The organism is Methylobacterium tardum (assembly GCF_023546765.1).
GTDB classification, from domain to species: Bacteria; Pseudomonadota; Alphaproteobacteria; order Rhizobiales; family Beijerinckiaceae; genus Methylobacterium; species Methylobacterium tardum.
Genome location: NZ_CP097484.1, coordinates 583,895 through 609,698, shown reverse-complemented (window position 1 = coordinate 609,698; position 25,804 = coordinate 583,895). Strand labels below are relative to the sequence as shown.

20 protein-coding genes and 1 pseudogene are annotated in these 25,804 nt (G+C 70.9%); 8 read left to right on the top strand and 13 right to left on the bottom strand.

Annotated elements, in window-relative coordinates:
- Window positions 1-108 precede the first annotated feature (108 nt).
- From M6G65_RS02935 to secA, 5 genes are all read right to left on the bottom strand, one after another.
- Window positions 109-2,661: a sensor histidine kinase gene (locus M6G65_RS02935; protein WP_250103546.1), complete on the bottom strand. Its 2,553-nt coding sequence runs from the start codon at window positions 2,659-2,661 to the stop codon at window positions 109-111.
- A 384-nt stretch (window positions 2,662-3,045) separates the two neighbouring features.
- A complete protein-coding gene (gene ahcY / locus M6G65_RS02930; RefSeq protein WP_250103545.1) occupies window positions 3,046-4,446 on the bottom strand; it encodes an adenosylhomocysteinase in 1,401 nt (466 codons plus the stop codon).
- Between the two features lie 159 nt (window positions 4,447-4,605).
- On the bottom strand, window positions 4,606-5,010 hold the full coding sequence (locus tag M6G65_RS02925; protein WP_238200074.1) for a CsbD family protein: 405 nt from the start codon (window positions 5,008-5,010) through the stop codon (window positions 4,606-4,608).
- Window positions 5,011-5,316: 306 nt separating this feature from the next.
- Complete coding sequence (locus tag M6G65_RS02920; protein ID WP_430929542.1) at window positions 5,317-7,260, bottom strand: potassium transporter Kup; 1,944 nt, start codon at window positions 7,258-7,260, stop codon at window positions 5,317-5,319.
- A gap of 111 nt (window positions 7,261-7,371) precedes the next feature.
- Entirely contained in the window at window positions 7,372-10,944 is a 3,573-nt protein-coding gene (secA, locus tag M6G65_RS02910; RefSeq protein WP_430929541.1) for a preprotein translocase subunit SecA, read from the bottom strand.
- Window positions 10,945-11,204: 260 nt separating this feature from the next.
- Here secA and M6G65_RS02905 point away from each other — a divergent pair, with 260 nt between their 5' ends.
- Entirely contained in the window at window positions 11,205-12,122 is a 918-nt protein-coding gene (locus tag M6G65_RS02905; protein ID WP_250103544.1) for a peptidylprolyl isomerase, read from the top strand.
- Between the two features lie 36 nt (window positions 12,123-12,158).
- Here M6G65_RS02905 and M6G65_RS02900 read toward each other — a convergent pair whose 3' ends face one another.
- The 4 genes and pseudogenes from M6G65_RS02900 to hemH form a co-directional block, all read right to left on the bottom strand.
- Window positions 12,159-12,455: a type II toxin-antitoxin system RelE/ParE family toxin gene (locus M6G65_RS02900; protein WP_238196465.1), complete on the bottom strand. Its 297-nt coding sequence runs from the start codon at window positions 12,453-12,455 to the stop codon at window positions 12,159-12,161.
- Window positions 12,452-12,709, bottom strand: a complete 258-nt coding sequence (locus M6G65_RS02895; protein WP_238196591.1) for a type II toxin-antitoxin system ParD family antitoxin — start codon at window positions 12,707-12,709, stop codon at window positions 12,452-12,454. The genes M6G65_RS02900 and M6G65_RS02895 overlap by 4 nt, the downstream gene beginning before the upstream one ends.
- 126 nt (window positions 12,710-12,835) lie before the next feature.
- Window positions 12,836-12,994: a hypothetical protein gene (locus tag M6G65_RS02890; protein ID WP_192708630.1), complete on the bottom strand. Its 159-nt coding sequence runs from the start codon at window positions 12,992-12,994 to the stop codon at window positions 12,836-12,838.
- A gap of 92 nt (window positions 12,995-13,086) precedes the next feature.
- A pseudogene (gene hemH / locus M6G65_RS02885) lies at window positions 13,087-14,170 on the bottom strand (ferrochelatase).
- A gap of 281 nt (window positions 14,171-14,451) precedes the next feature.
- Between hemH and M6G65_RS02880 the strand changes: the two are divergent.
- Window positions 14,452-15,141 carry a uracil-DNA glycosylase gene (locus M6G65_RS02880; protein ID WP_238196467.1) on the top strand — a complete coding sequence of 230 codons (690 nt, stop codon included), beginning with the start codon at window positions 14,452-14,454 and terminating at the stop codon, window positions 15,139-15,141.
- A 13-nt stretch (window positions 15,142-15,154) separates the two neighbouring features.
- Here the strand turns inward: M6G65_RS02880 and M6G65_RS02875 are convergent, their stop codons facing one another.
- Window positions 15,155-15,559, bottom strand: a complete 405-nt coding sequence (locus M6G65_RS02875) for a hypothetical protein (RefSeq protein WP_238196468.1) — start codon at window positions 15,557-15,559, stop codon at window positions 15,155-15,157.
- A 274-nt stretch (window positions 15,560-15,833) separates the two neighbouring features.
- On the opposite strand from M6G65_RS02875, the gene M6G65_RS02870 reads away from it, so the two are divergent.
- The gene (locus M6G65_RS02870) at window positions 15,834-16,301 is read left to right on the top strand and encodes an AMP-dependent synthetase (protein ID WP_238196469.1); all 468 of its coding nucleotides are present in this window, start codon (window positions 15,834-15,836) and stop codon (window positions 16,299-16,301) included.
- 27 nt (window positions 16,302-16,328) lie between these two features.
- Here the strand turns inward: M6G65_RS02870 and M6G65_RS02865 are convergent, their stop codons facing one another.
- Both M6G65_RS02865 and M6G65_RS02860 read right to left on the bottom strand, forming a co-directional pair.
- A complete protein-coding gene (locus M6G65_RS02865; protein WP_238196470.1) occupies window positions 16,329-16,904 on the bottom strand; it encodes a disulfide bond formation protein B in 576 nt (191 codons plus the stop codon).
- Between the two features lie 12 nt (window positions 16,905-16,916).
- Entirely contained in the window at window positions 16,917-17,072 is a 156-nt protein-coding gene (locus M6G65_RS02860; protein ID WP_238196471.1) for a DUF5993 family protein, read from the bottom strand.
- A 200-nt stretch (window positions 17,073-17,272) separates the two neighbouring features.
- On the opposite strand from M6G65_RS02860, the gene M6G65_RS02855 reads away from it, so the two are divergent.
- The 3 genes from M6G65_RS02855 (at window position 17,273) to M6G65_RS02845 (ending at window position 20,035) form a co-directional block, all read left to right on the top strand.
- Window positions 17,273-18,091, top strand: a complete 819-nt coding sequence (locus tag M6G65_RS02855; RefSeq protein WP_238196472.1) for an enoyl-CoA hydratase — start codon at window positions 17,273-17,275, stop codon at window positions 18,089-18,091.
- A gap of 121 nt (window positions 18,092-18,212) precedes the next feature.
- Entirely contained in the window at window positions 18,213-18,533 is a 321-nt protein-coding gene (locus M6G65_RS02850; protein ID WP_238196473.1) for a hypothetical protein, read from the top strand.
- Between the two features lie 65 nt (window positions 18,534-18,598).
- A complete protein-coding gene (locus M6G65_RS02845) occupies window positions 18,599-20,035 on the top strand; it encodes a phospholipase D-like domain-containing protein (RefSeq protein ID WP_250103543.1) in 1,437 nt (478 codons plus the stop codon).
- On the opposite strand, the gene M6G65_RS02840 is transcribed toward M6G65_RS02845, so the two are convergent.
- Window positions 19,953-20,741, bottom strand: a complete 789-nt coding sequence (locus M6G65_RS02840; protein ID WP_238196592.1) for an endonuclease/exonuclease/phosphatase family protein — start codon at window positions 20,739-20,741, stop codon at window positions 19,953-19,955. The genes M6G65_RS02845 and M6G65_RS02840 overlap by 83 nt on opposite strands.
- Before the next feature lie 253 nt (window positions 20,742-20,994).
- Here M6G65_RS02840 and M6G65_RS02835 point away from each other — a divergent pair, with 253 nt between their 5' ends.
- The gene (locus tag M6G65_RS02835) at window positions 20,995-22,233 is read left to right on the top strand and encodes a metallophosphoesterase family protein (RefSeq protein WP_238196475.1); all 1,239 of its coding nucleotides are present in this window, start codon (window positions 20,995-20,997) and stop codon (window positions 22,231-22,233) included.
- Between the two features lie 22 nt (window positions 22,234-22,255).
- Window positions 22,256-25,732, top strand: a complete 3,477-nt coding sequence (locus tag M6G65_RS02830) for a YhaN family protein (RefSeq protein ID WP_238196476.1) — start codon at window positions 22,256-22,258, stop codon at window positions 25,730-25,732.
- Window positions 25,733-25,804 lie beyond the last annotated feature (72 nt).

Sequence of the window (25,804 nt, the reverse complement as noted above, 5' to 3'; positions counted from 1 at the left end):
GGGACCGGCACAAGAATCAAGCCTGACGGTATGGACGTCCCGGGCCGCTCTCGAATTTCGGGCTGCCGCGCCGCGCGCATCCGGCCGGGCCGATCGGGATCGGCACGCTCAGTGCAGCGCCATCCCGGGCTTGCGCGGTGTGGTCACCGGGGGTGGCACCGGCGGCCGGGGCTCCGGGCGCGGTTCGCGCGCGGTGCGTCCCGAGAGGCTGATCGGGAAGGTGCAGGTTACGTGCGTCCCGCTTCCGGGTGCCGTCTCCAGGTGGACCCGCCCGCCATGCAGCTCGACGAAGGACCGCACGATCGAGAGGCCGAGGCCGACGCCGCGATGGCGCGTGCCCAGGGTGTGGCTCTCGAATCGGTTGAAGACGGAATCGGCGATCTCGGCCGGCATGCCGCGCCCGTAATCGCGCACGCTCAGGACCAGATCCTGGGCGTCCTTGCGGGCATGGACCTCCACGCGTTGGCCGGCATCCGAGAAGCCCACGGCGTTCGACAGCAGATTGAACAGGATCTGGCGGACCCGCTTCCCGTCCGCGTGGACGCTGCCGATATCCTCCGGCACGTCGAGGGCGAGGGTGATGTGCGACTCGGCGAGCCGGTCCTCGATGCCGCGGACCGCGGCCTCGACCGTAGCCTGGACGTCGACCTCCTCCCGCTGCAGCTCCAGCGAGCCGGCGTCGATCGAGGCGAGATCGAGGATGTCGTTGATGATGACCAGCAGCGCCGCCGAGGAGCGCATGATGTGGTCGGCATATTCCCGCTGCCGCTCGTTCAGCGCGCCGACCGTCTCGTCGCCGAGGAGCTGGGTGAATCCGATGATGTTGGTGAGCGGGGAGCGCAGCTCGTAGGAGACGTGGTGCACGAAGGTGTCGCGCAGCTGCGCGGCCTTCTCCAGGGCGTCGTTCTTCTCGGTGAGCGCCCGCTCGACGTTCACGCTCGCGGTCACGTCGATCAGCGTCAGGAGGGTCGCGCCCTCGGGCAGCGGCTGTGCGGCGCAGTCGAGGACCGTGCCGTCCACGACCTCCAGGCGGCAGGATCGCGCGGTCCGCGATTCCAGCCCGACGACGGTGTCGCGGATGTCGAGCCAGGGCTCCTCGGCCGGCGCCAGCGACCGGCACGCCTGGATGACGGTGTCGACATGCGGGCGCTCCTCCACGATGGCGGGGTCGAGCCGCCACACGGTGCAAAAGGCGCGGTTGGCGAGGGTCAGGCGGCCGTCGGCCCCGAACACCGCGACGGGCTCGGCGAGGGTGTCGAGCGTCTCGGCCTGGAGGCGGCGCAGGGCGTTGTAGCGGGACTCGGCGTTCAGGTGATCGGAGACGTCGCCGAACAGGTAGGTCAGCCCACCCTGCGGATTCGGATCGGCGACCACGCGCAGCGTCCGGCCGTCGGGCAGGTACCACCAAGTCTGGTTCGCCTCCGCGGCCCGGTAGGCGGCGAGCACCCCCTGCTTCCAACCGCGGAAATCCGCGTGCTCCTCGAGCTTCCGCTCCGCCCGCAGGTGATCGAGAATCTCGCCGTCGGAGGGGCGGCTGTCGAGGAAGGCCTGATCGAGGTCCCAGAGCTGCCGGTAGGCGGCGTTGTGGAAGATCAGCCGCTGCGACACGTCGAACATCGCCACCGCGGTCGGCAGCTGATCGAGGGTCCGGACATTGGCATTCATCTGCCGCTGGAGGTCGACGCGGACGCTCTCCAGTTCCGAGACGTCGATGGCGATGCCGACCCGGCCGGTATCGAGGCTCGTCTCGAAGACGTCGAGGACGCGGCGGCTTCCGGCGACGATGGCCGAGAGACGCGGCACGCTTCGGGTCAGGCCGGCGGAGCGGGCGGCCTCCTCGCGGGCGATCGTCTCCCGGGCCGGCCGGTCCAGCAACTCAGTGCCGGCATCGAGGGCCGCCTCGCGGCTCTCCGCCTCTACGGCGGCCACGTAGGCGGCGTTGACCCAGCTCAGGCTGCCCTCGCGATTGCGCCGCCAGACCGGTTGCGGGATCGCGTCGAGGAGCCCCGACAGGGCCGACAGCCCGCGGCGGGTCTCGTCCAGGGTCGCGCGCAGGTCGGCGATCTCGCAGCGCTCCTGGCTGGTCTCGCGCAGGCGCAGCAGCGCCCGGCCGGCCACCGCCTGCCCGTGCGCCTCGATGTTCCGGCCGGTCTGCGTCCGGAGGCTCAGCGCGAAGCTCGTGCCCCGGGCCCGCAGGGTCTCCACGGCGGCCTCGACTGCGTCCGCGTCGGCGGCGATGAGCCACGTGCCGAAGGCCAGGACCCGGCGCGCGTAGCCCGAGGTCGGCCGCTCGCCGTGGATCGCCAGGCTGATGTCGCCCTCCACGACCGGCTCGCTGCGCCGGTCCCAGGTGACGATGATCTGCCGCTCGGCGTTGAGCAGCATCTCGGCCCGGTCGTGGGCGCCGCGCAGGACGTCGAGGGCTGCGGCCAGCTCGCGCTCGCGCCGCGTCCAGCGGCTGCGCTCATAGAGGTGGAGAAGCGAGAGGATCACCGCGAAGACGACGAGCCCACCGAAGACCGCGAGTGCGGCCACGCTGTGGATCTCGCGCGCCGGATGCGCCGCGGTCGCCTCGGGCAGTTCAGCGAGCGCCGCGCTCGCCGTGGTCAGGACAAGCGCGCCCACGCAGATCCGAACGTGTGTCGCACGACCGACACCCATGGCTTGCCCTGCCCCCAGCCCATCGATGGCGGTCCGAGCGGCGCGCGTCATCGCGCGGCGCAGAACGCACCGTCCCCGCGGCAATCCCTCCGGACCGCCGCGGTCCCATCGATCAAAGATTCGCCGGTACTCTACAGTGGGGTGGAATCACCCCGGAAGGGGAACGAAGCGTGCCTTCTGGCAAGATGCGCATAATCAGCCGTTAACGACACACAGAAGACACAGTTCGATCTCGCATACAGAGGTTGACAAACGACGAGGCCCGACGCAGCGCGCCGGGCCTCGAAGTGTTGTCGATTCCGACGGCCGAGACCGTCTGTCGAGATTCAGACATGCAGCCGGTGGTTCGACGCAGGATTGCGCCGAACCCGGGCCGCAGCGTCCTCAGTAACGGTAGTGCTCGGGCTTGAACGGGCCGGACTCGGACACGCCGATATAGGCGGCCTGATCGGGGCGGAGCTTCGACAGCTTCACGCCGATCTTCTCCAGGTGCAGGGCCGCGACCTTCTCATCGAGGGTCTTGGGCAGGGTGTAGACCTGCTTCTGGTACTTGCCCGGGTTGGTCCAGAGCTCGATCTGGGCCAGCGTCTGGTTGGTGAACGAGGCCGACATCACGAAGGACGGGTGGCCGGTCGCATTGCCGAGGTTCACCAGACGGCCCTCCGACAGGAGGATGATGCGGTGGCCGTCCGCGAAGGTGATCTCGTCCACCTGCGGCTTGATGTTCGACCACTTGAGATTCTTCAGGCCGGCGACCTGAATCTCGTTGTCGAAGTGGCCGATGTTGCAGACGATCGCCCGGTCCTTCATCGCCCGCATGTGGTCGATGGTGATGATGTCCTTGTTGCCCGTGGCGGTGACGAAGATGTCGGCGCGCGGAGCGGCATCCTCCATGGTCACGACCTCGTAGCCCTCCATGGCGGCCTGGAGCGCGCAGATCGGGTCGATCTCCGACACGAGCACGCGGCAGCCGGCGTTGCGCAGCGACGCGGCCGAGCCCTTGCCGACGTCGCCGAAGCCCGCGACCATGGCGACCTTGCCGGCCATCATCACGTCGGTGCCGCGGCGGATGCCGTCGACCAGCGATTCCTTGCAGCCGTAGAGGTTGTCGAACTTCGACTTGGTGACCGAGTCGTTCACGTTGATCGCCGGGAAGAGCAGCTTGCCCTCCTTGGCCAGCACGTAGAGGCGGTGGACGCCCGTGGTGGTCTCCTCGGAGATGCCCTTGATGCTGTCGGCGAGGCCGGCGAACCAGCCCTTCGGCTTCTCGGCGAGCTTCTTCTTGAGCAGCGCGAAGAAGATCTCCTCCTCCTCGCTCTCCGGCTTGTCGAGGAAGGCGGTGTCGCCGTTCTCGGCGCGCAAGCCGAGATGGACGAACATGGTGGCGTCGCCGCCGTCGCCGAGGATCATGTTCGGCATGCCGCCGTCATGCCAGTCGAACAGGCGCGAGGTGTAATCCCAGTACTCCTCCAGGGTCTCGCCCTTCACGGCGAAGACCGGGATGCCGGCGGCCGCGATGGCGGCGGCGGCGTGATCCTGGGTCGAGTAGATGTTGCAGGAGACCCAGCGGATGTCGGCGCCGAGCGCCTTCAGGGTCTCGATCAGCACGGCGGTCTGGATCGTCATGTGGAGCGAGCCGGCGATCTTCGCGCCCTTCAGGGGCTGCGCGGCGCCGTACTCCTCGCGGACCGCCATCAGGCCCGGCATCTCCGTCTCGGCGATCGAGATCTCCTTGCGGCCGTAATCGGCCAGCCCGATGTCCTTGACGATGTAATCCTTGGCCATGAGTCGATGGCTCCGTGTTCGCGTTGCGGTTCGGGCGAAGCCCCTACCACTTCGCGGGATACGAAGCAATCAAGACATAAAGATGTCTTTATGCGTTCCGCCCGGCGAGGCAGCCGCAAGACCGGCTGCCCCGCCTTCGGCGTCACCGCGCAGGGCGGCTCAGCGGGTCGGCCGCGCCAGCCAGCCGAGGCCGAACGCCATGGCGGCCACGAGCGCCAGAGTCGTGCCGCGGTTCTGGTCCGCGCGCCGCGCGAGGGTCCGGCCGTGGCGGACGGCTTGGTCGCGGTACTGTTGTCCGCGCTCGATGGCCTCGTCGGCGAGGGCGTGGCTCCGCTCGCTGACCTGACGGAACCGGGTGCGCCCCTCCTCGACGAGGTGCTCGCCGCCGTGGCGCAGGTCGCGCACCGCGTCGCGCGCTTCCCCGTAGGCGTATTGCGCCGCTCCGGTCGCCTGATCGTAGGCACCGTCGAACTGGTCGCCGGCCCGACCGCGAACCGCCCCCGCCGCGGTCTTGGCCCGGCCCCGCAGATGGCGAAGGCCGCCTTCGAAATGATCTCTGTTCATCCTCGTCCCTCCGATCCGGCGCACGCCGCATGGGCGCGTCGCCTGCGTCGGGGCGCAACGAGACCCGGCGGCCACGGTTCCGCGCCGTCCCGCATTGCCCGCTCAAGTTTCCGTGCATCGGCAGGCAAGGATCGGCGCCACGTACCGCCTGCAGCGCCGCGCCGATCCGTGTCATCCCCTGTGCAGGCGACCGCTACCGCGAACCTTTCAGGGCGGGTTGCCGCCCGTTGTCCCGCTTGGACTTGGCAACGTCACACGACGGAAGCGGCGGAGACTTGCGCGCGCGTCGGGCGGCCGCACCAACGCCTAGATCTCGATCTCGGTCCCGACTTCCACGACCTGCCGGGTCGGCACGCCGAAGAAGGCGCCGGTGCGCTCGGCGTTGCGCTGCATGAAGGCGAACAGGTTCTCCCGCCAGGGCGCCATGCCGCGCTTGTCCTTGCGCGGGATGATCGTCTCGTGGCCGACGAAGATGGTCATGTCGCCGAGGACGTGCGGCGGCAGGTGCCGGGACTCCACCGCACAGGCGAGCCCTTCCGGGATCGAAGCCTCCTCCATGAAGCCGTAGCGCAGGATCACCCGGTAGAAGTCCGGCGCCAGGATCGTCACGTGGGCGCGCCGATTCTTCGGGACGGTGGGTGTCTCTTCGTAGAGCGCGGTGATGATCAGGATGCGCTCCATCAGGGCGTGGTTGCGCTCCACGAACCGCGAGAGGTGCAGCGGAATGCCGTGCTCCGCCGCCGAGAGGAAGGCTGCGGTGCCCGGCAGGCGCAGCAGATCGCGGTGCTGAAGTCCGGCGAGGAACACATCCTCCGGCAGCCTCAGGGCGACCCGCGCCTCCTCGGCGAGCTCATTGCCCTTCTTCCACGTCAGCATCATCAGGGCGACGACGCCCGCGAGGATGAGGGGAAACCAGCCGCCCTCCATGATCTTCACGCTGTTGGCGGCGAAGAACACCGCGTCGATCGCCAGGAAGAAGCCGTTCACCGCGACCACCAGAAGCGGGCTGTAGCCCCAGCGCAGGGCGATCAGCGCGGCCAGCAGCGTGGTGATCGCCATGAGCATCGAGACCGCGATCCCGTAGGCGCCGGCCAGCGCGTCGGACGAGCCGAACATCACCACCGCCACGAGGGTCGCGACCGCCAGGAGCCAGTTCACCATCGGGACGTAGATCTGTCCGCGCTCCTCCCGGGCCGTCTGCACGATGCGCATCGCCGGGAGGAAGCCGAGCTGGACCGATTGCTGGGTCAGCGAGAACACGCCCGAGATGATCGCCTGAGACGCGATGATCGTCGCCATCGTGGCCAGTGCGATGAGCGGCAGGTGGCCCCAATCCGGGCACAGCCGGAAGAACGGGTTCTCGATTGCGTCGGGGGTGCCGATCAGCAGCGCGCCCTGGCCGAGATAGTTGAGCATCAGCGCGGGCAGGACCAGCGCGAACCAGGAGAGGCGGATCGGCATCGCGCCGAAATGCCCGAGATCGGCATACATCGCCTCGCCGCCGGTCACCGCCAGGAAGGCCGCGCCGAGCATGGCGAAGCTGACGTGCACGCCGGCGTGGAGCATGAAGTCGAGCGCGTGAAACGGGTTGGCGGCCGCGAGCACCTCGGGATGGCGGACGATGCCGACGGTTCCGAGCAGCGCCAGCACGACGAACCAGACCAGCATGACGGGCCCGAACACCCGGCCGATGGCGGCCACGCCCTTGTGCTGGACCAGGAACAGCCCGACCAGGATCACCAGCGTGATCGGCACCACGAACGGCCCGAGTGCCGGCGCGTCGACCTTCAGGCCCTCGATCGCCGACAGCACCGAGATCGCCGGCGTGATCGCCCCGTCGCCGTAGAGCAAAGCCGCGCCCACGAGCCCGACCACCAGAAGCAGCGCCTTCCACGTCCCCGGCCGCGCCTGCCGCGCGCCCAGCAACGCCAGCATGGCGACGATGCCGCCCTCGCCGCGGTTGTCGGCGCGCAGGATCAGCACCGCGTATTTCAGCGACACGATCAGGATCAGCGACCACAGGATCAGCGACACCGCACCCGTGGCCGCCGCCGGCACCGACGCGCCGCCGGCCGTCGCCGCCTTCACCGCCTCCTTGAACGCGTAGAGCGGGCTCGTGCCGATGTCGCCGTAGACCACCCCAAGCGCGCCCAGGATGAGGGCCGGCCGCAACCGGCCGCGCGTCGGCGCGTCGCCGTCCGAAGCAGCCTGGGACCCGGAATGCGCCGCGGGGGCAAGGGACTGACTCAACGCAGGACTCCGGCAGGGCGCCCCTCGGGTCCGGGGTGCGGCGCCTCCGTCGAAGAAGTAGCGGCTGCGGCCAAGCCGTCCAGCGCCGCGGCGGTCACGATCCTTGGCGCTTCAGATCAGGTCGGCGAGGCTGTCGGGACAGGGCTCATCGCGCCTCAGGCAGAAGACCGGCGCGCCGGCATGGCGGGCGATTGCGCCCGCTACCGTGCTGGCCGGTGCCGGCGCCCCTTCGCTCTCGCTGACCGCCACGGCGAGAAGGGGAACCGCATGCAGGCGCAGGGTTTCGCAGGCGGTGAGCGCGTGACTGATCGCCCCGAGATAGCTGCCGGAAACCAGAACGGCCGGAACGCCGAGCGCCCGCAGCCAATCGAGACCTGTGGCTGTCTCGGTCACCGGGCTCATGAGGCCGCCGACGCCCTCGATCAGGAGCGTGCCCTCGCGTGTGCCGGCGATCTGCGCGCGGCACCAGCCGACGAGGTCGGCGAGGTCGAGGGACCGCCCCTCCAGCGCCGCCGCCTGATCGGGCGAGAGCGGCGCCGAGAACCGCCAGGGTGAGCACGCCTCGACGGCCGCCTCGTCGAGGGCGAGATCCTGGGCGTCGAGCAGTCGGGCGGTGTCGCTCTCGGCGAAGCCGGGGTCGCCGAGCGGCGGGACTCCGCTCGCGAGCGGCTTCAGGGTCCGGACCGGCCGGCCCAGCGCCCGAAGGCGCCGGGTCAGGGCCGCGGTGACGTAGGTCTTGCCGATCTCCGTCCCGGCCCCGGCGATGAAGACCGCCCGTGCGGGCATGCCGGCCTCAGGCCTGGAGGCTGCCGTGGCAGTGCTTGTACTTCTTGCCCGAGCCGCAGGGGCACGGCTCGTTTCGGCCGACGCGGCCCCAGGTGGCGGCGTCGGTGGGATCGCGCTCCAGCACTGCCCCGTCCGCGGCCGGCCCTGTGCGGCGAAGCCGTAGGCCGGACCGCCGCCGCCGTCGCTGCCCGAGCCCTGACCGGCATAGTCCATCTCATTCTCGCCGGTGACCGGATCGAGATGCTGGGCGAACATCGGCGGCAGCGCCGGGCCGCCGGCCGGGTATTCCGCCTGCGGCTCCTGCATCATGATCTCGACCCGCGAGAGCTGCGCGGTGACCTGCTCGCGCAGGGCGGTCACGAGGCCGTTGAACAGGTCGAACGCCTCGGACTTGTACTCGTTCAGCGGGTCGCGCTGGGCGAAGCCGCGCCAGCCGATCACCTGCCGCAGGTGATCCAGGGTCACGAGGTGCTCGCGCCACAGGTGGTCCAGGGTCTGGAGCAGGACCTGCTTCTCGATATAGGCCGTGACCTCGGCGCCGTTCTTCTCGGTCCGCTCGGCATAGGCGGACTCGGCGGCCTTGAGCAGGCGCTCGCGCATCTCCTCGTCGGCGATGCCCTCCTCCTTGGCCCAGTCCTCGACCGGCACGTCGAGGTTGAGGATGTCCCTCACCTGCTCGCGCAGGCCGGCCACGTCCCACTGCTCGGCGTAGGCGTTCTCCGGGATGTGGCGGGCGACGAGATCGCCGATCACGCCCTCGCGCATCTCGTCCACGGTCTCGCGGACGCTGTCCTGGCCCATGAAGTCGCGGCGCTGCTCGAAGACGACCTTGCGCTGGTCGTTCATGACGTTGTCGTACTTGAGCACGTTCTTGCGCATGTCGAAGTTGCGCGCCTCGACCTTCTGCTGAGCCTTCTCGATGGCCTTGTTGATCCAGGGGTGGATGATCGCCTCGCCCTGCTCCAGGCCGAGCTTCTGCAGCATCCCGTCCATCCGGTCGGAGCCGAAGATCCGCATCAGGTCGTCCTGAAGCGACAGGTAGAACTTCGAGCGGCCGGGATCGCCCTGGCGACCGGAGCGGCCGCGGAGCTGGTTGTCGATGCGGCGCGATTCGTGGCGCTCGGTGCCGATGATGTAGAGGCCGCCGGGCAGCGCCTTCTTCCGGCCCGCCTCCGGATCGGCCGGCTCGCCCGAGGCCAGCACCTTGGCGCGGTTCTCGGTGATCTCCGCCTTGATCGCCGCGATGGCGGCGTCGCGCTCCGGGCCCTCCGCGAGGTGGCCGAGCTCCTTCTCGATCCGCATCTCGAGGTTGCCGCCGAGTTTGATGTCGGTGCCGCGGCCGGCCATGTTGGTGGCGATGGTGATCGCGCCGGGGACACCCGCCTCGGCCACGATGTAGGCCTCCTGCTCGTGGAAGCGGGCGTTCAGCACGGCGAAGCGCTTGGTCACCCGGCCCTCGCGGGCGGCGGCGTAGACGTCGGTCAGCGCGTTCGGGTCGGAATAGTCGAGCAGGCTGTAGCCGGCCTTCTTGAGCATCTCGGCGAGGTGCTCCGACTTCTCGATCGAGCCGGTGCCGACCAGGATCGGCTGGTGGCGGGCATGCGCCTTGTCGATCTCGGCGATGATGCCCTCGTACTTCTCCCCGACGGTCCGGTAGACCTCGTCGTCCTCGTCGACGCGCTCGACCTCCTTGTTGGTCGGGATGTCGACCACGTCGAGCTTGTAGATCTCGGCGAACTCGTCGGCCTCGGTGGAGGCCGTGCCGGTCATGCCGGCGAGCTTCTTGTAGAGGCGGAAGTAGTTCTGGAAGGTGATCGACGCGAGCGTCTGGTTCTCGGGCTGGATCGTGACCCGCTCCTTCGCCTCCAGCGCCTGGTGCAGGCCCTCCGAGTAGCGCCGGCCCTGCATCATGCGGCCGGTGAACTCATCGATGATCACCACCTCGTCGTTCTTGACGATGTAGTCCTTGTCGCGGGTGAACAGCGTGTGGGCGCGCAGGGCCTGGTTGACGTGGTGGACCAGGGTGACGTTGTGGGCGTCGTAGAGGTCGCCCTCCTTCAGGAGGCCGGCCTCGCGCATCGCCTCCTCGATGAACTCGTTGCCCTCTTCGGTCAGCGAGACCGTGCGCTGCTTCTCGTCGAGGTCGTAGAACTCCTTGCGCAGGCGCGGCATCAGCGCGTCGACCGCCACGTAGAGTTCCGAGCGATCGTCCACCGGGCCGGAGATGATCAGCGGCGTGCGCGCCTCGCCGATCAGGATCGAATCGACCTCGTCGACGATCGCGAAATTATGCCCCCGCTGCGCCAGCTGGGACATCTCGTACTTCATGTTGTCGCGCAGGTAGTCGAACCCGTACTCGTTGTTGGTGCCGTAGGTGATGTCGCAGGCGTAGGCGTCCTTGCGCTGCGCGTCGCCGAGCCCGTGGACGATCGTGCCGACGGACAGGCCGAGGAACCGGTAGACTTGGCCCATCCACTCGGCGTCGCGGGAGGCGAGGTAGTCGTTGACGGTGACGACGTGGACGCCCTTGCCCTCCAGCGCGTTCAGGTAGACCGGCAGCGTCGCCACCAGGGTCTTGCCCTCGCCGGTCTTCATCTCGGCGATGCCGCCCTCGTGCAGCACCATGCCGCCGATCAGCTGCACGTCGAAGTGGCGCTGGCCGAAGACGCGCTTGGCCGCCTCGCGCACCGTGGCGAAGGCCGGCACCAGGATGTCATCGAGGCTCTTGCCGGCGGCGAGCTCGGCTTTCAGCATGTCGGTGCGGGCGCGCAGCGCCTCGTCCGACAGGGCCTGGATCTCCGGTTCCAGCGCGTTGATCTGCGCCACGCGGGGGCGGTAGCCCTTGACGCGCCGGTCGTTGGAGGAGCCGAAAATCTTCTTGGCGATCGAGCCGAGCATCGTTGACCTGCGGACGCGCGAGCCCGCCCACGGGTGAGCGTGGCGGGCCGGCCTGGACGGAGTTGGCCGGGCTTATAGAGGTAAACATCGCCCGGTGCACCTGAAAGGGGCAGCCCTCAACGCGGGTCAGTACGGTCACGGTTCCGGGATGCGCGGAACGGCAGCGCTTGCCTTCTCGCGCGACGCGGGCCACCTGTGCCGCGGCCTGTCGCCCGGCCCGATCGGGGCGGCACGAGACGTCAGTCGGAGACTTCGCCCGCATGCCGAACACCGCCCTCCTCCGGCGCGCCAGCGCGCTCGCCGTCATGCTCGCGATGCCGGGATTCGCGCTGGCGCAGACGCCGCAGAAGGTCCCGGCACCGGCCTCGACGCCCGCGGCGAACACGCCCGCCGCCGCGCCCGGGCCGGACTCGGTCGCGGCGACCGTCAACGGCAAGCCGATCACGCAGGGCGACCTCGCCATCGCGGCCGAGGACCCGGCCCTGTCGCTGCCGGGCGTCGACGAGGCGCAGAAGAAGAACCTGCTCGCCGACTACATGGTCGACCTGCGGGTCGGCGCGCAGGCGGCCGAGGCCGCCAAGATCGGCGACACGCCGGAGTTCAAGCGCAAGCTCGCCTATTTCCGCGACAAGCTCCTGCTCGACGACTACCTGGAGCAGGAGGCCAAGCGCGCGGTCACGCCCGAGGCGGAGCACGCGATCTACGACCAGACCGTCAAGCTGATGAAGCCCGAGGAGGAGGTGCATGCCCGCCACATCCTCGTGGACAACGAGGCCGAGGCGAAGAAGATCGCGGCGCGGATCAAGGGCGGCGAGGATTTCGCCAAGGTCGCGGCCGAGGCGTCGAAGGATCCGGGCTCGAAGACCGAGGGCGGCGATCTCGGCTGGTTCACCAAGGAGCGGATGGTCCCGGACTTCGCCAATGCGGCGTTCGCGATGAAGGCCGGCCAGGTCTCCGACCCGATCAAGACGCAGTTCGGCTGGCACGTGATCAAGGTCGAGGAGAAGCGGACCAAGCCGCAGCCGACCTTCGACGAGCTCAAGGAGCAGATCGATCAGCACCTGATCCGCAAGGCTCAGCAGGACATGATCCTGAAGCTGCGCGCGGAGGCGAAGATCGAGCGCACCGACGCGCCGCCGGCCCCGGCCGAATCCGCGCCGGAGTCGAAGAAGCCCTGATCCGAGCGCGATTGACGGTCGAGCCGGACAGTCCGGTCAGGATGGGAAAAGGCGTGTGGCATGATCCACTGTGCCACGCAGGATGTGCAGGATGACGACGTAATTGGTCTCAACCCTATAGAAGATCAGGTAGTCGCCCTGCACACGCCGTCGAACGCCGCGGTCCTCGTAGCGGGGAACAAGCGGAAAGCGTTCGGGGAAATTAGCCAGCGCCAAGCAGGCCTCGCGCAGTTCCCGCACGAAACTAAGTGCGCGCTTCGGATTGTCCTGCGCGATGTAGTCGCCGAGCGCTTCCAGATCGTGTTCCGCCGCGTCCGTGAAACGGACGATCATTCTGTCCCGGCGCCAAGCGAACGATACTTGCTCTCCAGCCGGTCGAAGACCTCTTCGGCCGACTTGGTCTGCCCGGCCTGAGCCTGATCGAGGGCGATCGTGATCGATCGATCCAAAGCGGCAAGGCTCGCTTCCCGGTCGCGGATCAAGCGAACACCTTCCCGTAGAACCTCGCTCTCCGAAGTGTATCGGCCGGTCTCGACCAGCCGCATCACGAAGGCCTCAAGCTGATCCCCGAGCTCGGCACGAATCATCGCGTCCTCCTGATGGGCGGATTCGTCCAAGATAACCGAAGCCCAGCGCATCCGACCATTAAGAAGCGCAGCTTTGTGCCGCTCTTCTCGGCCTACATCGCGGGTCCGGAGACTCGGTCGACCTTGTCAGTACGGCCGATCGGGGACCAGATAGCTCGACCGTTCCGGCGCGGCCTGCGGCGTCACCCCGAGCGCGGCGAGCTCGTCGCCGCGGCGCCCTTCGGCAATCCTGTCGAGCACCGCGATCAGCAGCCACGGGCACGCGATGCCGATGAAGAACGCCATGTGATCCTCCCGCGCCGGATCGACGGACCCGTCCGGCTTAGGAAAATAATAGGGGGCTTGGCCGGCCCGCAAGCGGCGTTGCCGGCCGATCGTCAAACCCAGCCCTGAAGCTCGCGGCGCACCACGTGCTCGATGACCTTCATGCCGAGGTCGCTGTCGTTCAGGCACGGGATGTAGGCGAACTTCTCGCCGCCATTCTCCTCGAAATAGTGGCGGTTCTCGCCATCGAGCTCCTCCAGCGTCTCCAGGCAATCCGCCGTGAAGCCCGGGGCGACGATCGCCATGCGCTTCACGCCGGATTTCGCCAGCTCCATCACCGTCTCGTCGGTGTAGGGCTTCAGCCATTCCTCGTTGCCGAAGCGCGACTGGAAGGTCACCCGCATCTTGTCCGGCGTCAGGCCGAGCTTCTCCCGGATCAGCCGGCCGGTCTTGTGGCACTGGCAGTGGTAGGGATCGCCCTTGAGCAGGTAGCTCCGCGGCACCCCGTGGAACGAGGTGAGGATCACCTCCGGCTCGAAATCGAGCTTGGCCAGTGCCCTCGCGGATCGAATCGGCCATGGCGGCGATGTAGACCGGATCGTCGTGGTAGGGCGGCGACACCCGCACCGTCGGCTGCCAGCGCATGTCCATCAGGGCGCGGAACGCCTGATCGCAGGCGGTCGCCGAGGTGGCGGCGGCGTATTGCGGATAGAGCGGCACCAGCAGAATGCGGTCGCAGCCCTGATCGAGCAGGGCCTGGATCCGACCGGCGACCTCGGGCTTGCCGTAGCGCATCGCCCAATCGACCACGACGGAATCGCCCATGGCGGCCTGCAGGCGCTCGCTCTGGCCGCGGGTGATGGTCTTGAGCGGGCCCTCGTTCAGGACGTTGTTCCAGACGCTGGCATAGTCGCGCCCCTTCGGCTTGGGACGCTTGGTCAGGATGACGAGGTTGAGCAGCGGCCACCAGATCAGCCGCGGCACCTCGATCACCCGCCGGTCCGACAGGAATTCCTTGAGGTACCGGCGCATGGGCCAGTAGGTCGTGCCCTCCGGCGTGCCGAGGTTCATCAGCAGGACGCCGACACGGCCCCAGGCCACCTTCGGGTGGTCGGCCGGCAGGCCGTCCGCCGCGGGCTTGAGGGTCGTCAGGGGCCGGCCATTCGCCAGCGCGGCGGGTTCGACGCGTTCGTTCATGGCATCGTTCCGGCGCCGCGCGCCGTGTCCTTCCTCTGGCTTCGGATATCCGGGGGCCGGCGCGTGCGCTTGGGCCTGGACCGGAGGCTTGCCCCTGTCGGGTGCGCTCCATGTAGGGTGCGATGCCGCCCGGCGAAGACCGGACGCGACATGCCGCACCGTGAGGCGCCGCGCGCTCGACCTCTGTCCCTAACCCTTTGTCGCCGCCAGCCGCAACCGCCACCCCGGTGGCGGAGGGCGGCCGCCGCCGATCCCGACCGCGCCGTCCACCGCGAGACCCCATGACCGACACGCCCGTCGCCGACGCCCTCGCCGCCTTCCGCGCCTCCGGCTCGCCCTGGCTGGCGCTGCCGTTCTTCGCCGGGGGGCGGGCTGACGCCGTGGCGGCGCGCGTCGATGCCCGTATCGCCGCGGGCGCCCGCGTGCTCCCGGCGCCGGACCGGATCTTCCGCGCCCTGACCGAGACGCCGCTGCCGGCGGTGCGCGCGGTGATTCTCGGACAGGACCCCTACCCGACCCCCGGCGACGCCAACGGCCTGGCCTTCTCGTTCGTGGGCTCGGGCCGCCTGCCCGCCTCGCTGAAGGTGATCCTGGCGGAGGCCGGCTCGGACCGTTCCGCGGGCGGCGACCTGACGCCCTGGGCGCGGCAGGGCGTCCTGCTCCTCAACAGTGCGCTCACCGTCGAGGCCGGCAAGGCCGGGGCGCATCTCCGTTACGGCTGGGCGGCGCTGACCGACGAGGCGGTCGCCGCAATCTCGGCGCGTCCCGAGCCCTCGGTCTTTCTGCTCTGGGGCGCCCAGGCCCGCGCCCGGGCGGCGCTGATTGATCCGCGCCGCCACGGCGTTTTCGAGAGCGGGCATCCCTCACCGCTCAATCGCGCGCGGGATTTCCCCGGCTCGGACCCGTTCGGGCGGGCCAACCGCTGGCTTTCCGAGCACGGCGGCTCTCCGATCGACTGGCGCCTCGGCTGAGCGCCGCCGGCGCTCATTGGGGCTTGGCGGTCTCCGCCGGCTTGGTCGCCGGAGCGCTCGAATCCTGGCCGGCCGGCAGCAGCACGTTCTTGGCGATGGTGCCCTCGGGGCCGTACTCGCCGGCCACCGCAATGCAGGCCTGATCGCGGTTCTGCACCATCTGGTTCGACATCAGCGTGAACATGGTCTGCACGCGGTTGCCGAACGGACCCCGCGGCTGGACATCGGCGATCTGCACGTTCTGCTTCGCCAGCAGCGCCTCGAACTGGTCGCTGCCGATCCGGTAGCCGCAGACATTCGAGGCGGCGAAGATGTAGGCGGCGAATTCCAGGGCGCGCGGGCCCGGCGCGTTGCGGATCTGCGCCTGAGCCGGGACGGCGGCGAGCATCAGGGCAGCGGGAAGGGCGATGTGGCGCATGCGGAGCCGTTTCCTCGAAGACGGGCGAACTCTGGCGGGTCGCCTCGGGCGGGCGGGACATAGGACCATGCCGGCCATTCGCCAATGCGACCGAATTTGCCTGCAAACGACGGCCCGATTTTCATGACCTGTTGGCCATAGGTGCAGTCCAGGGCCGTGGAGCGGCCGAAAATGCACCCGTGTTCCGGCTGGGCCGCGCGGTGAGAGAGAGTGTTAACCTGCCCGCGTCACGCCAGACGTCACGATCTATCCAGATCCAGGCGGTCTGCATCGCATGTACGGCGTCAACTCCTCTGCCGCATCACTTCCGGTCCCGGCGCCCCAGGACCCGGCCCGCGTCTTCCGGACCGGCACGGCCGGGCCCGGAGCCGCCGACCGGCGCGGCGCCGGGGCCGCAGCCCTGGTCTGCCCGCACCGGGTCGCGCGCTGGGCCATCGGCGAGGGCCTCCGCGCCGGCGACACCGTCGCGCTTCTGGTGCAGGATCTCGGGCAGGCGGAGGCCATGCGCCTCGGTCTCACCCGCATCGGCCTGCGGGTCGTTTGCCTGGACGGGACCCGTCTCGGCGATACGCTGACCGACAGCCTGTCGCTGTCGAGCGCCGCCCTGGTGATCGTCGATACGGCGCTCGCGCAGGCCTATGCCGGCCTGATGGGCCGGCTGTCCGCCTATCCGCCGGTCTGGTGGAACGGGCCGGGCGCCGATTTCGCGAGCCTCGATCTGGCGCTGGCCGAGCTGGCGTAGGCGCGAGGCGACCTCCGTCCCGCGCCGTCAGCGCGGGCCGGCGCGCCCCAGCCAGTCGTCCAGCGCCTCGTAACGCGTGGGGTCATCCGGGCAGAGGCCGGTGCCGCATTCCGCGGCCGTCGACACGGCATTGGCGAGGACGACGCCGAGGAACAGCAGCAGGCACGCCGCGCCGAATCGGCCGGCCCTGCCGTTGTCCTCCCGGAGCTCTGCCCGGAGGACCCGGTCGCCCAGGAGCAGCACGCCCACGCCGACGATCAGGGCGACGAAGGCGATGAGCGCGAGCGTGTAGAAATGCAGCCCGAGCAGCGTCGAGCCGAAGCCGCCGGTGCCGGGGACGACGTGCAGGGCGACCTGCCGCCCCGCCACGACGGCACCCGCGACGGCGCTGAGGATCGCGATCCCGTAATGCGACGGCCGCGGACCGAAGCGCAGGTTGAGCGCGAAGCCGACGCCCGCCGCCGCGAACGCGGCCCGCTGCAGCAGGCAGAGCGGACAGGGCAATTCTCCGAGGGCGACCTGATACCAGAAGGCTTCGATGAGCACGGCGCAGCAGCCGAGCAGCGCGAGGGCGTTGAGGGTCCGGGCCTGACGGGCGGTCATCGCGCGATCCCCTCAGAAATCGAGCTGCAGGGTCGAGGTGGCATGGGCGCCGAACAGCACGAGCGTGCCGACCAGCGACACCAGCCACAGGCCCATTGCGACGCCGCGCCGGCCGCCGAGCACGGCGACCAGGCTTCCCGCGAAACCGACGAACGGCAGCACCATCATGGCTCGGATCCCCGATCGCAGCCGCCACGTGCGATCGTCCGCGTGGATCGGCCGGGTGAGCTTGCCAGACGAGCGGTTTCACCTTCCTTGAGGCAGTCCGTCCGGCACGGCGGCATCGCTGGGGCTCGGCCCGCGTGCTAATCCTCCGGCCACAGGATCGGCCGCACACGCCAGGGCGGCCGGCATCGGGAGACGCCCTCATGACCGCAGCCCTGTCCACGGTCCCGCCCGCCTCGGCTGGCTCGGACGAACCGATCCTGCTGCGCGAGGACGCCGACGGGATCGCGACGCTGACCCTGAACCGGCCCCAGGCCCGCAACGCTCTGTCGATGGCCCTGATGGGCGCGCTCCAGGAGCAGCTCGACGCGATCCGTGCGGATCCCGGGATTCGCGTCGTGGTCCTCCAGGGGGCCGGCCCCGCCTTCTGCGCCGGCCACGATCTCAAGGAGATGCGCGCCGATCCCTCGCGGGAGGCGACCGAGGCGGTGTTCCGCAGCTGCGCCCGGCTGATGCTGAGCCTCACGCGCCTGCCGCAGCCGGTGATCGCCCGGGTCCACGGCATCGCCACCGCCGCCGGCTGCCAGCTCGTGGCGACCTGCGACCTCGCCGTCTGTGCCGAGGAGGCCCGCTTCGCGACGCCCGGCGTGCAGATCGGGCTGTTCTGCTCGACCCCGATGGTGGCCCTGTCGCGGGCCGTGTCGCGCAAGGCCGCCCTGGAGATGCTTCTGGTCGGCGAGCCGATCGACGCCGCCGAGGCCCTGCGGATCGGCCTCGTCAACCGCGTCGTGCCGCAGGCGGATCTCGACGCGGCGGTCGGCGCCCTCGCGACCCGGATCGCCGGCAAGGCGCGGCGCGTCCTGGCGATCGGCAAGGAGGCGTTCGGCCGCCAGATCGAGATGGGCCTGGAGGAGGCCTACGGCTACGCCGCCGAAATCATGACCCGGAACATGATGATGGCCGACGCCCACGAGGGCATCGACGCCTTCCTGGGCAAGCGGCCGCCGCGCTGGGAGCCATAGGTCCCCGCGGCCTGACGCGATACGACGCAGGCTGGTTCGCGTAGGTTATGGCGCCGTCCTGCCCTAGGATTGAGGATACGCCCGATCCTGCCGGGTTCGGCGCCCCAATGCGGAACGGCTGATGAGCACCATCGACCTGTTCGGTCTGACGCTCGCTTTCTACGGCGCGATGCCGCCCCCTCGGCCGCAGCGCCCCGATCGGAACGGCGCCACCTGGGCGGCGGCCCTGGTGTTCGGCGGCATCTGCTTCGCCACGATGGGGCCGATGATCACCATCTGGAGCTTCCACCGGCCCTACGCGGAGGCGAAGGCGCGCTGCATCGAATCCGGCGGCCGCGTGCTGTACGCGGCCCTCGACGGGAGCGGGCCCTATCGCTGCGAGCGGCCGGTGGTCGGGCCCGTCGCGTCACCCATTGCCTCCCCGGCCAAGCCGGCCGATTAATCCGCGCCGCCGCGCATCCTTCGGGTATATCCGGCGCCACTTCACGCGAACCGGATGCCGATACCTTGGACAACGCGCTCACTCGATGGGTCCAGTCGACCGCCCTGCTGCGGTCGGACGTGGAGGCGCTCATCGGCTTCGCGCTCGCGATCGGCGTGACCCTGCACGCCCTGCTGCGCAAGCGGCGGGTGAGCGTGGCGGTCGGATGGATCGGGCTCGCTTGGCTGTCGCCGATCTTCGGCACCGCCCTGTACCTGACCTTCGGCATCAACCGCGTCTCGCGCCGCGCCCGGCGGCTCCGGACCAAGCCCTCCGACGCGACGAACCTGCCCGATACCGACGACGCGGTCGTGCCAGAGACGCTCTGGCCTCTGGACCGCGCGATCCGGCGGATCACCGGCCTCCCGGCCTTCGCGGGCAACGCCGTCCAGATGTTCCGCAACGGCGACGCGGCCTATCCCGTCATGCTGGCCGCCATCCGGGAAGCGCGGGCGAGCATCGCCCTGTCGAGCTACATCTTCCGGGACGATGCGACGGGGGGCGAGTTCTGCGACGCGCTGGTGGAGGCCAAGGCGCGGGGCGTGAGCGTCCGGGTCATCATCGACGGCATCGGGGGCGGCTATTTCCGGGCGCCCGCCTACCACCGCCTGACCGCCGCCGGGGTTCCGGCGGCCCTGTTCATGCACTCTGCCCTGCCCTGGCGGATGCCGTTCCTCAACCTGCGCTCGCACAAGAAGCTGCTGATCGTCGACGGGCGCGTCGCCTTCACAGGCGGCCTCAACATCTCGCACCCGAACCGCGTCGCCCTGAAGCCCGAGCACCCGATCCGCGACACCCATTTCCGGCTGACCGGCCCCGTCGCCGAGCAGCTCGCCGTGGCCTTCGCGGCCGACTGGGCCTTCGTGGCCGGCGAGAACCTCGATGCCGAGCCCTGGTTCGCCGATCTGGAGCCGGCCGGCTCAAGCGTCGCCCGCGCGGTCACGTCGGGCCCGGATGCCGACGTGGAGAAGATCGAGCAGGTCATCCTCCAGGCGCTGGCCTGCGCCCGCAAGACGGTCCGGTTCGTGACGCCGTACTTCCTGCCCGACGAGCTGGTGACCGGCGCCCTGGCGCAGGCCGCGACCCGCGGGATCACCGTCGACATCATCATCCCGCGGGTCAGCGATCACCCGTTCATCGACTGGGCGACCCGGGCCCATCTCGACCCGCTGCTCCGGGCCGGTGTGCGGGTCTGGCTCGACGAGCCGCCGTTCGATCACTCGAAGGCGATGGTGGTCGACGACATCTGGTGCTTCGTCGGCAGCGCCAACTGGGACATGCGCAGCTTCCGGCTCAACTTCGAGCTGAACGTCGAGATCATCGACGCGGAGCTGGCCGCCGAGCTCGACCGGTTCATGCGCGCCAAGATGGAGGCGCGTCTCAGCCGGGAGGACCTCGCCGCCCGCGTCCTGCCGATCCGTCTGCGCGACGCAGGCGTGCGACTGCTGCTGCCATACCTTTGAAGCGGCCGGGCGCGTGCGCCTCCGGCGCCGGCCCGAGATGGACGACGATCGGCCGGTGATCGGACGGTCCGCGGGGCAGCACGTCGTGCGCGTGACAGATGAGGCCGCGGGCGAGGCACCGGTCGAGCCGCAGCGGCAGAACGTCCACCATCGCGTGGGTCGGCCGGCGGGGACCGACGTCGCGGAAGCCCGGGATCAGCGCCGGACCGACGATGTTGTAGTCGCCGAGCACGGCGGCGCGCGGCGGCAACTCGGTGACGATGCGGCGGAGCTGGCGGCGGTTCAGCATCTGCCCATGCGACAGATGGACATTGGCCACGCCGAACTCGCCGAGGTCGAGGATCTGGCAGACCCGGTGCACCAGGGCGCCCGAGGGCAGCGTGATCACCCGCGGCGGCGCCGGCCAGGGTTCGGGGCTCCACATGGCGAGCCCGTGGATCCGCCCCGGAAGGGGTGCCCAGGCATAGTGGCCGCCGATCCGGTCCAGAAGGAAGCCGATGGCGCGGGTCGCCTCCTGCATCAGCAGCAGGTCGGGCTTCTCCTGGGCGATCAGGGCCGCCACGTCGTCGACGGCGGCGCCGGTCCGGCGCAGGAGGTTCCAGCTCACGATCTTGAACGGCGCGTGTCCGCGGGCCGCCGGCCGGAGCGGCAGATCGGGAGCCGCGGTCAAGCCGGGCCGGGCCGGGGGGCGTGCAGCGATGTTCATGGGGCCGGACTTGCCTCTCATCACGCGGCTCTCCCGCCACCGCCACGCTGTAACGCGCGCGCGGCTCCGTCGTTCGACGGCCTATGCGCCAATCGGCCCGATGCGGTCGAACTCATCCGGGGCGTCCCACAGGCCAGCGACGAAGGCCGCTTGAGGCCACCCCTGCCGGCGGCCTAAGAGCCGGCACGCGATGCCGGCCGGCCTGCACGGGCCGGCCTCCGTTCCGGACGCGCCACGATCCCCTGGGATACCGATGACGGGCTTCAGCTTCATCCATGCGGCGGACCTGCATCTCGGCAGCCCCCTGTCGGGGCTCGCCGCCCGCGATGCCGACCTGGCCCGGCGCCTCGCCACGGCCGGCCGGCAGGCCTTCGAGGATCTGGTCACCCAGGCGATCGAGCGGTCGGTCGCCTTCGTGGTCGTGGCCGGCGACATCTACGACGGCGACTGGGCCGACAACACGATCGGCCTGTTCTTCGCCCGGCAGGTGGCCCGGCTCGACCGCGCCGGCATCCCGACGATCCTGGTGCGCGGCAACCACGACGCCGAGAGCGTGATCACCCGCTCGATCACCCTGCCGCCCTCGGTCCACGTCTTCCCCGCCAACCGCGCCGGGACGTTCCGCCTGGAGGGGCTGCGGGTCGCCCTGCACGGAAGGAGCTTCCAGGGCCGGGCCGTCGAGGAGAACCTGTCCCTGACCTACCCGGCCGCCCTGCCGGGCTGGTTCAATCTCGGCATCCTTCATACCTCCTGCACCGGCCACGCGGCCCACGAGACCTACGCTCCGTGCTCGGTCGCCGACCTCGCGGCGCGCGGCTACGAGTACTGGGCGCTCGGCCATATCCACGAATACGCGGAGCTGTCCCGGGATCCCTGGATCGTGTTCCCCGGCAACCTCCAGGGCCGCAGCATCCGCGAGCGCGGCGAGAAGGGCGCCGTGGTGGTCGATGTCGCCGACGGCCGCGTGACCGGCCTGCAGCGCCTAGCCCTCGACCGCGCCCGGTTCGAGCAGGTCTCGGTCGATCTCGCCGCGGCGACGGATCCCCGCGCGGCGCTCGAGGCCGTGGAGGCGGCGCTCCGGCCGTTCGCCGCCCTCGCCGCCAACCGGCTCGTCCTCGTGCGCGTCCACCTCACCGGCACGACGCCGGCCCACGACGCGCTGGCGGCGGACCGGGAGTCGCTCACGGCCGAGATCCAGGCCGCCGCCCACCGGCTGCACGAGGATCTCTGGCTGGAGCGCCTGAAGATCGAGACGCACCGGCCCCGCGCGCCGATGGAATCGTCCGGCACCGCGATCGATCCCGCCGCGCTGCTCGCCGACATCGACCGCGATCCCGATTTCCGGACGCGGGCCAAGGCGGCCCTGGCCGAGATCGGCGGCCGGATGCCGACCGCGGTCGCCGCCGAGGCGGGTCTGGACGATGAGTTCGACGCCCTCTGTGCCGAGGCCGAGGCCCTGATCCTCGGCCGCCTCGTCGGCCGGCACTGCTGAGCGGAGCGCCCAGGGACATCCGATGCGTCTGATCCGCCTCGCCCTCGAGCGCTACGGCGCCTTCACGGACCGCGCGATCGCGTTCCGCCCTGACGCGCGGCTGCATGTCGTGCTCGGAGCCAACGAGGCCGGCAAGAGCACCGCGCTCGCGGCCGTCACCGACCTGCTGTTCGGCTTCGAGAAATCCACGCGCTACGCCTTCCTGCACGACATGCCGCAGCTGCGCCTCGGCGCGGAGATCGCCGCCGCCGACGGCCGCCGGCTGAGCTTCCGCCGCCGCAAGGGCAACAGCCGCACGCTGATCGATGCGGGCGACGCGCCCCTGCCCGACGACGCCCTCGCGCCGTTCCTCGGCGGCCTGTCGCGGACAGCCTTCTGCCGCGCCTTCGGCCTCGACGCGCAGAGCCTGCGGGCGGGCGGGCGCGAGATGGTCGACGTGGAGGGCGAAGTCGGCGCGAGCCTGTTCGCGGCGGGCTCCGGCCTGCGCGGCCTCACGGACCTGCAATCCGCCCTCGACACCGAGGCGGAGGGCATCTTCGCGCCGCGCCAGGCCAAGCACCGGACCTTCTATCAGGCGCTGGAACGCCACGACACCGCCCGCAAGGCGATCCGCGAGAAGGGCCTGCGTGCGGGCGACTGGCGTGCGCTGAACGACGAGATCGCGGCCGCGGCCGGCCAGCTCGACGCGCTCCGGGCCGAGCAGAAGGCCATGGCCGTCGAGCGCGCCCGCCTGGAGCGGCTCAAGCGCGTCCGGCCGATCGTCGCGGAGATCGACGCGCTGGAGCAGCGCATCACGGCCGAGGACGGCCTCGTCGACGCGGATCCGGCCTGGATCGAGCGCCTCGGCGACGCCCTCGATCGCTGCCGGACGGCGGAGGCCGAGGCGGTTCGGGCCGACACCGTTCTGGCCCAGGCCCGGACGGAGGCCGAGGCCGTGCCGGTCGAGCCGGGGCTGACGCTCCGGGCCGACGAGATCCTCGCGGCCTTCAGCGGCACCAAGGAGTACGAGAAGGGCGGGACGGACCTGCCCCGGATCGAGGGCGATGCCCACAAGGTCGGGCTGGAGCTGGAGCGGCTGCGCGCCCGGATCGGTGCCGCCGATCTGGCGGCGCTCGAATCGGCTCAGCCGACCGATGCCGCCCGGGCCCGGATCGAGGGGCTGATCCGCGCGCATCGGGCCCTGTCGGCGGCCGAGGATCAGATCGCCCGCGACCACGCCGTGGCCCTGGCCGAACGGGACCGGCTGGCGGGCGAGATCGAAGCCGCAGGCGCGACCCACGATCCGACGCCGCTGCGCGAGGCGCTGAAGCCGCTCGCCCGCCTGCACGAGTGGATCGCCGCCCACGAAACCCTCGATGGCGCGATCCGGCGGGAGACGGCGCTGCTGCGCAACCAGGCGGCCCGGCTGTCACCGCCCGTCCCGGACACCGCCGCCCTCGTCCGGATGCCGCTGCCCGCGCCGGAGGCGATCGCCCGCTTCCGCGCTCTCCTCGACGGACGACATCGCGAGCGGGAGCGCGCCGTCGACCGGCACGAGACGGCGTTGCGCCAGGCCGCCGCCACCCGGGACAGGCTGCGCGCGCGCGAGGCCGACCGGCCGATCGCCACGCGGGAGCGGCTGGACGGGGCGCGGGCGTCCCGCGACGCGGCGTTCGCGCCGCTACGGGACGTTCTGGGGGCGGGAAAGACAGCGGCGCTCGCCGAGATCGCCGCCTACGAGCGGGCTGTCCTCGAAGCGGACCGGCTCGCCGACGAGCGCGCCAGCGACGCGGCGCGGGTCGCAGCCCATGCCGCCGACCAGGACCGCCTCGCCGCCGAGGAGGCGGAGGTCGCCGCCGCGCAGGACATCCTGGCCGGCATCACGGCCGATATCGCGGCCGGCGAGGCGGCGTGGCACGCGGCGTGGCGGCCCGCCGGGATCGAGCCGGGGCCGCCCGTCGAGATGGCGGCGTGGCTCGCCGAGACGGAGAACCTGATCGAGGCCGAGCAGCGGCTGGCCGAGCAGCGGATCGAGCGGGAGCGGCTGGCAGCCCGGATCGAGGCCGCCCAGTCGCCGCTGGCCGATCTCTGCGCCCGCTCCGGGCTCGATCCCGCGCCGGAGCTGGAGGTCGGCCCGGCCCTCGAACGGCTGGAGGCTCGGGTGGCGACGCTGGCGAGCCGCTGGGAGGCGAATCTCCAGACCGGTGGCCTGCTCCGCGCGGCCCGCGCCGCCTGCGGCCGGCTGGACGCGGCCCGCGCCGAGACCGCGGCGCGGCGCGCCGCGTGGCAGACCGAATGGGCCTCGGCCCTGCAGCCGCTGGGCCTCGCCGCCACGAGCCAGCCCGAGGAGGCGGAGGGTGCCCTGGAGGCGTGGCGCACGGTGCCCGACCGGCTCTCGGAGCGCGCCGCCCTGAACCGCCGGGCTACCGGGATCCGGCGCGACATGGAGGCGTTCCGGGTCGGCGCGACCGCCCTGGTCGAGGCGCTGGCGCCGGACCTCGCCGACACGCCGGCGACGACCGCGATCCGCACCCTGCACGCGCGCCTCGTCGCCGCGCAGGCCCGGGAGGCGCGGCGCGCCGAGCTGGACCGCCGGCGCGACGAGGCCGCGGCGGCGAGCCGCGCGGCGGCCGACCTGCACACGGCGGCCCGGGCGGCGCTGACCCGTGCGGTCGCCGCCGCGATGCCGGACCGGGCCGAGGCGGCGATGCCCGAGATCGAGGCCCTGTTCGGCCGCCTGAGCGCCCGGGAGAGCCTGCGCGGCGAGCTCCTGCGCCTGCGCGGCAGCCTCGCGGGCGCCGCCGACGGGCTGCCCGAGGCCGAGCTCCGCGGCGGCCTCGAAGCGCTCCCGCCGGAGGCGATCGAGGCCGAGCTGGCCCGGCTCGCCCTGGAAGCTGAGGAGCAGGCCGAACGCGGACAGGTCATCTTCGCCGACCGCGACCGCGCCGAGCGGCGCCGGGCCGAGCTGGAAGGCGGAACCGGCGCCGAGTTGGCGCTTGCCGAGCGCAAGGCCGCGGAGGCGGATTTGCAGGCCGCGGCCCGGTCCTGGGCGGTCCTGCGTCTCGCCGGGCTGATGCTCGGGCAGGCGGTCGCCCGCCACCGCGCCGGTCAGCAGGACCCGCTGCTGGCGCGCGCCGGTGCCCTGTTCTGCGCCATGACGGGCGGCGGCTTCTCCGGGCTCGCCCAGACCTACGACGAGGCCGACACGCCGCGGCTCGCCGGGCAGCGGGCGGGCGGCGGGCTGGTGCAGATCGAGGGGATGAGCGAGGGCACGCGCGACCAGCTCTACCTCGCCCTGCGGCTGGCCTATCTGGAGGATTACGCCGGCCGCGCCGAGCCGGCACCGTTCATCGGCGACGACCTGTTCTCGACCTTCGACGAGGTGCGCACCGGCCACGGCCTCGACGCGCTGGCGGCGATCGGGGAACGCGTTCAGCCGATCCTGTTCACGCATCACCGCCACGTCGCCGACATCGCCCGCGACCGGCTCGGCGCGGCGGTGGACGTCGTAGCGCTGTAGCGGGTCGCGGGGCGGTCGGCCGCGGCCAACTCATAGCCTAAGAGCGCGTAGCCAGACCGTCATTCCGGGACT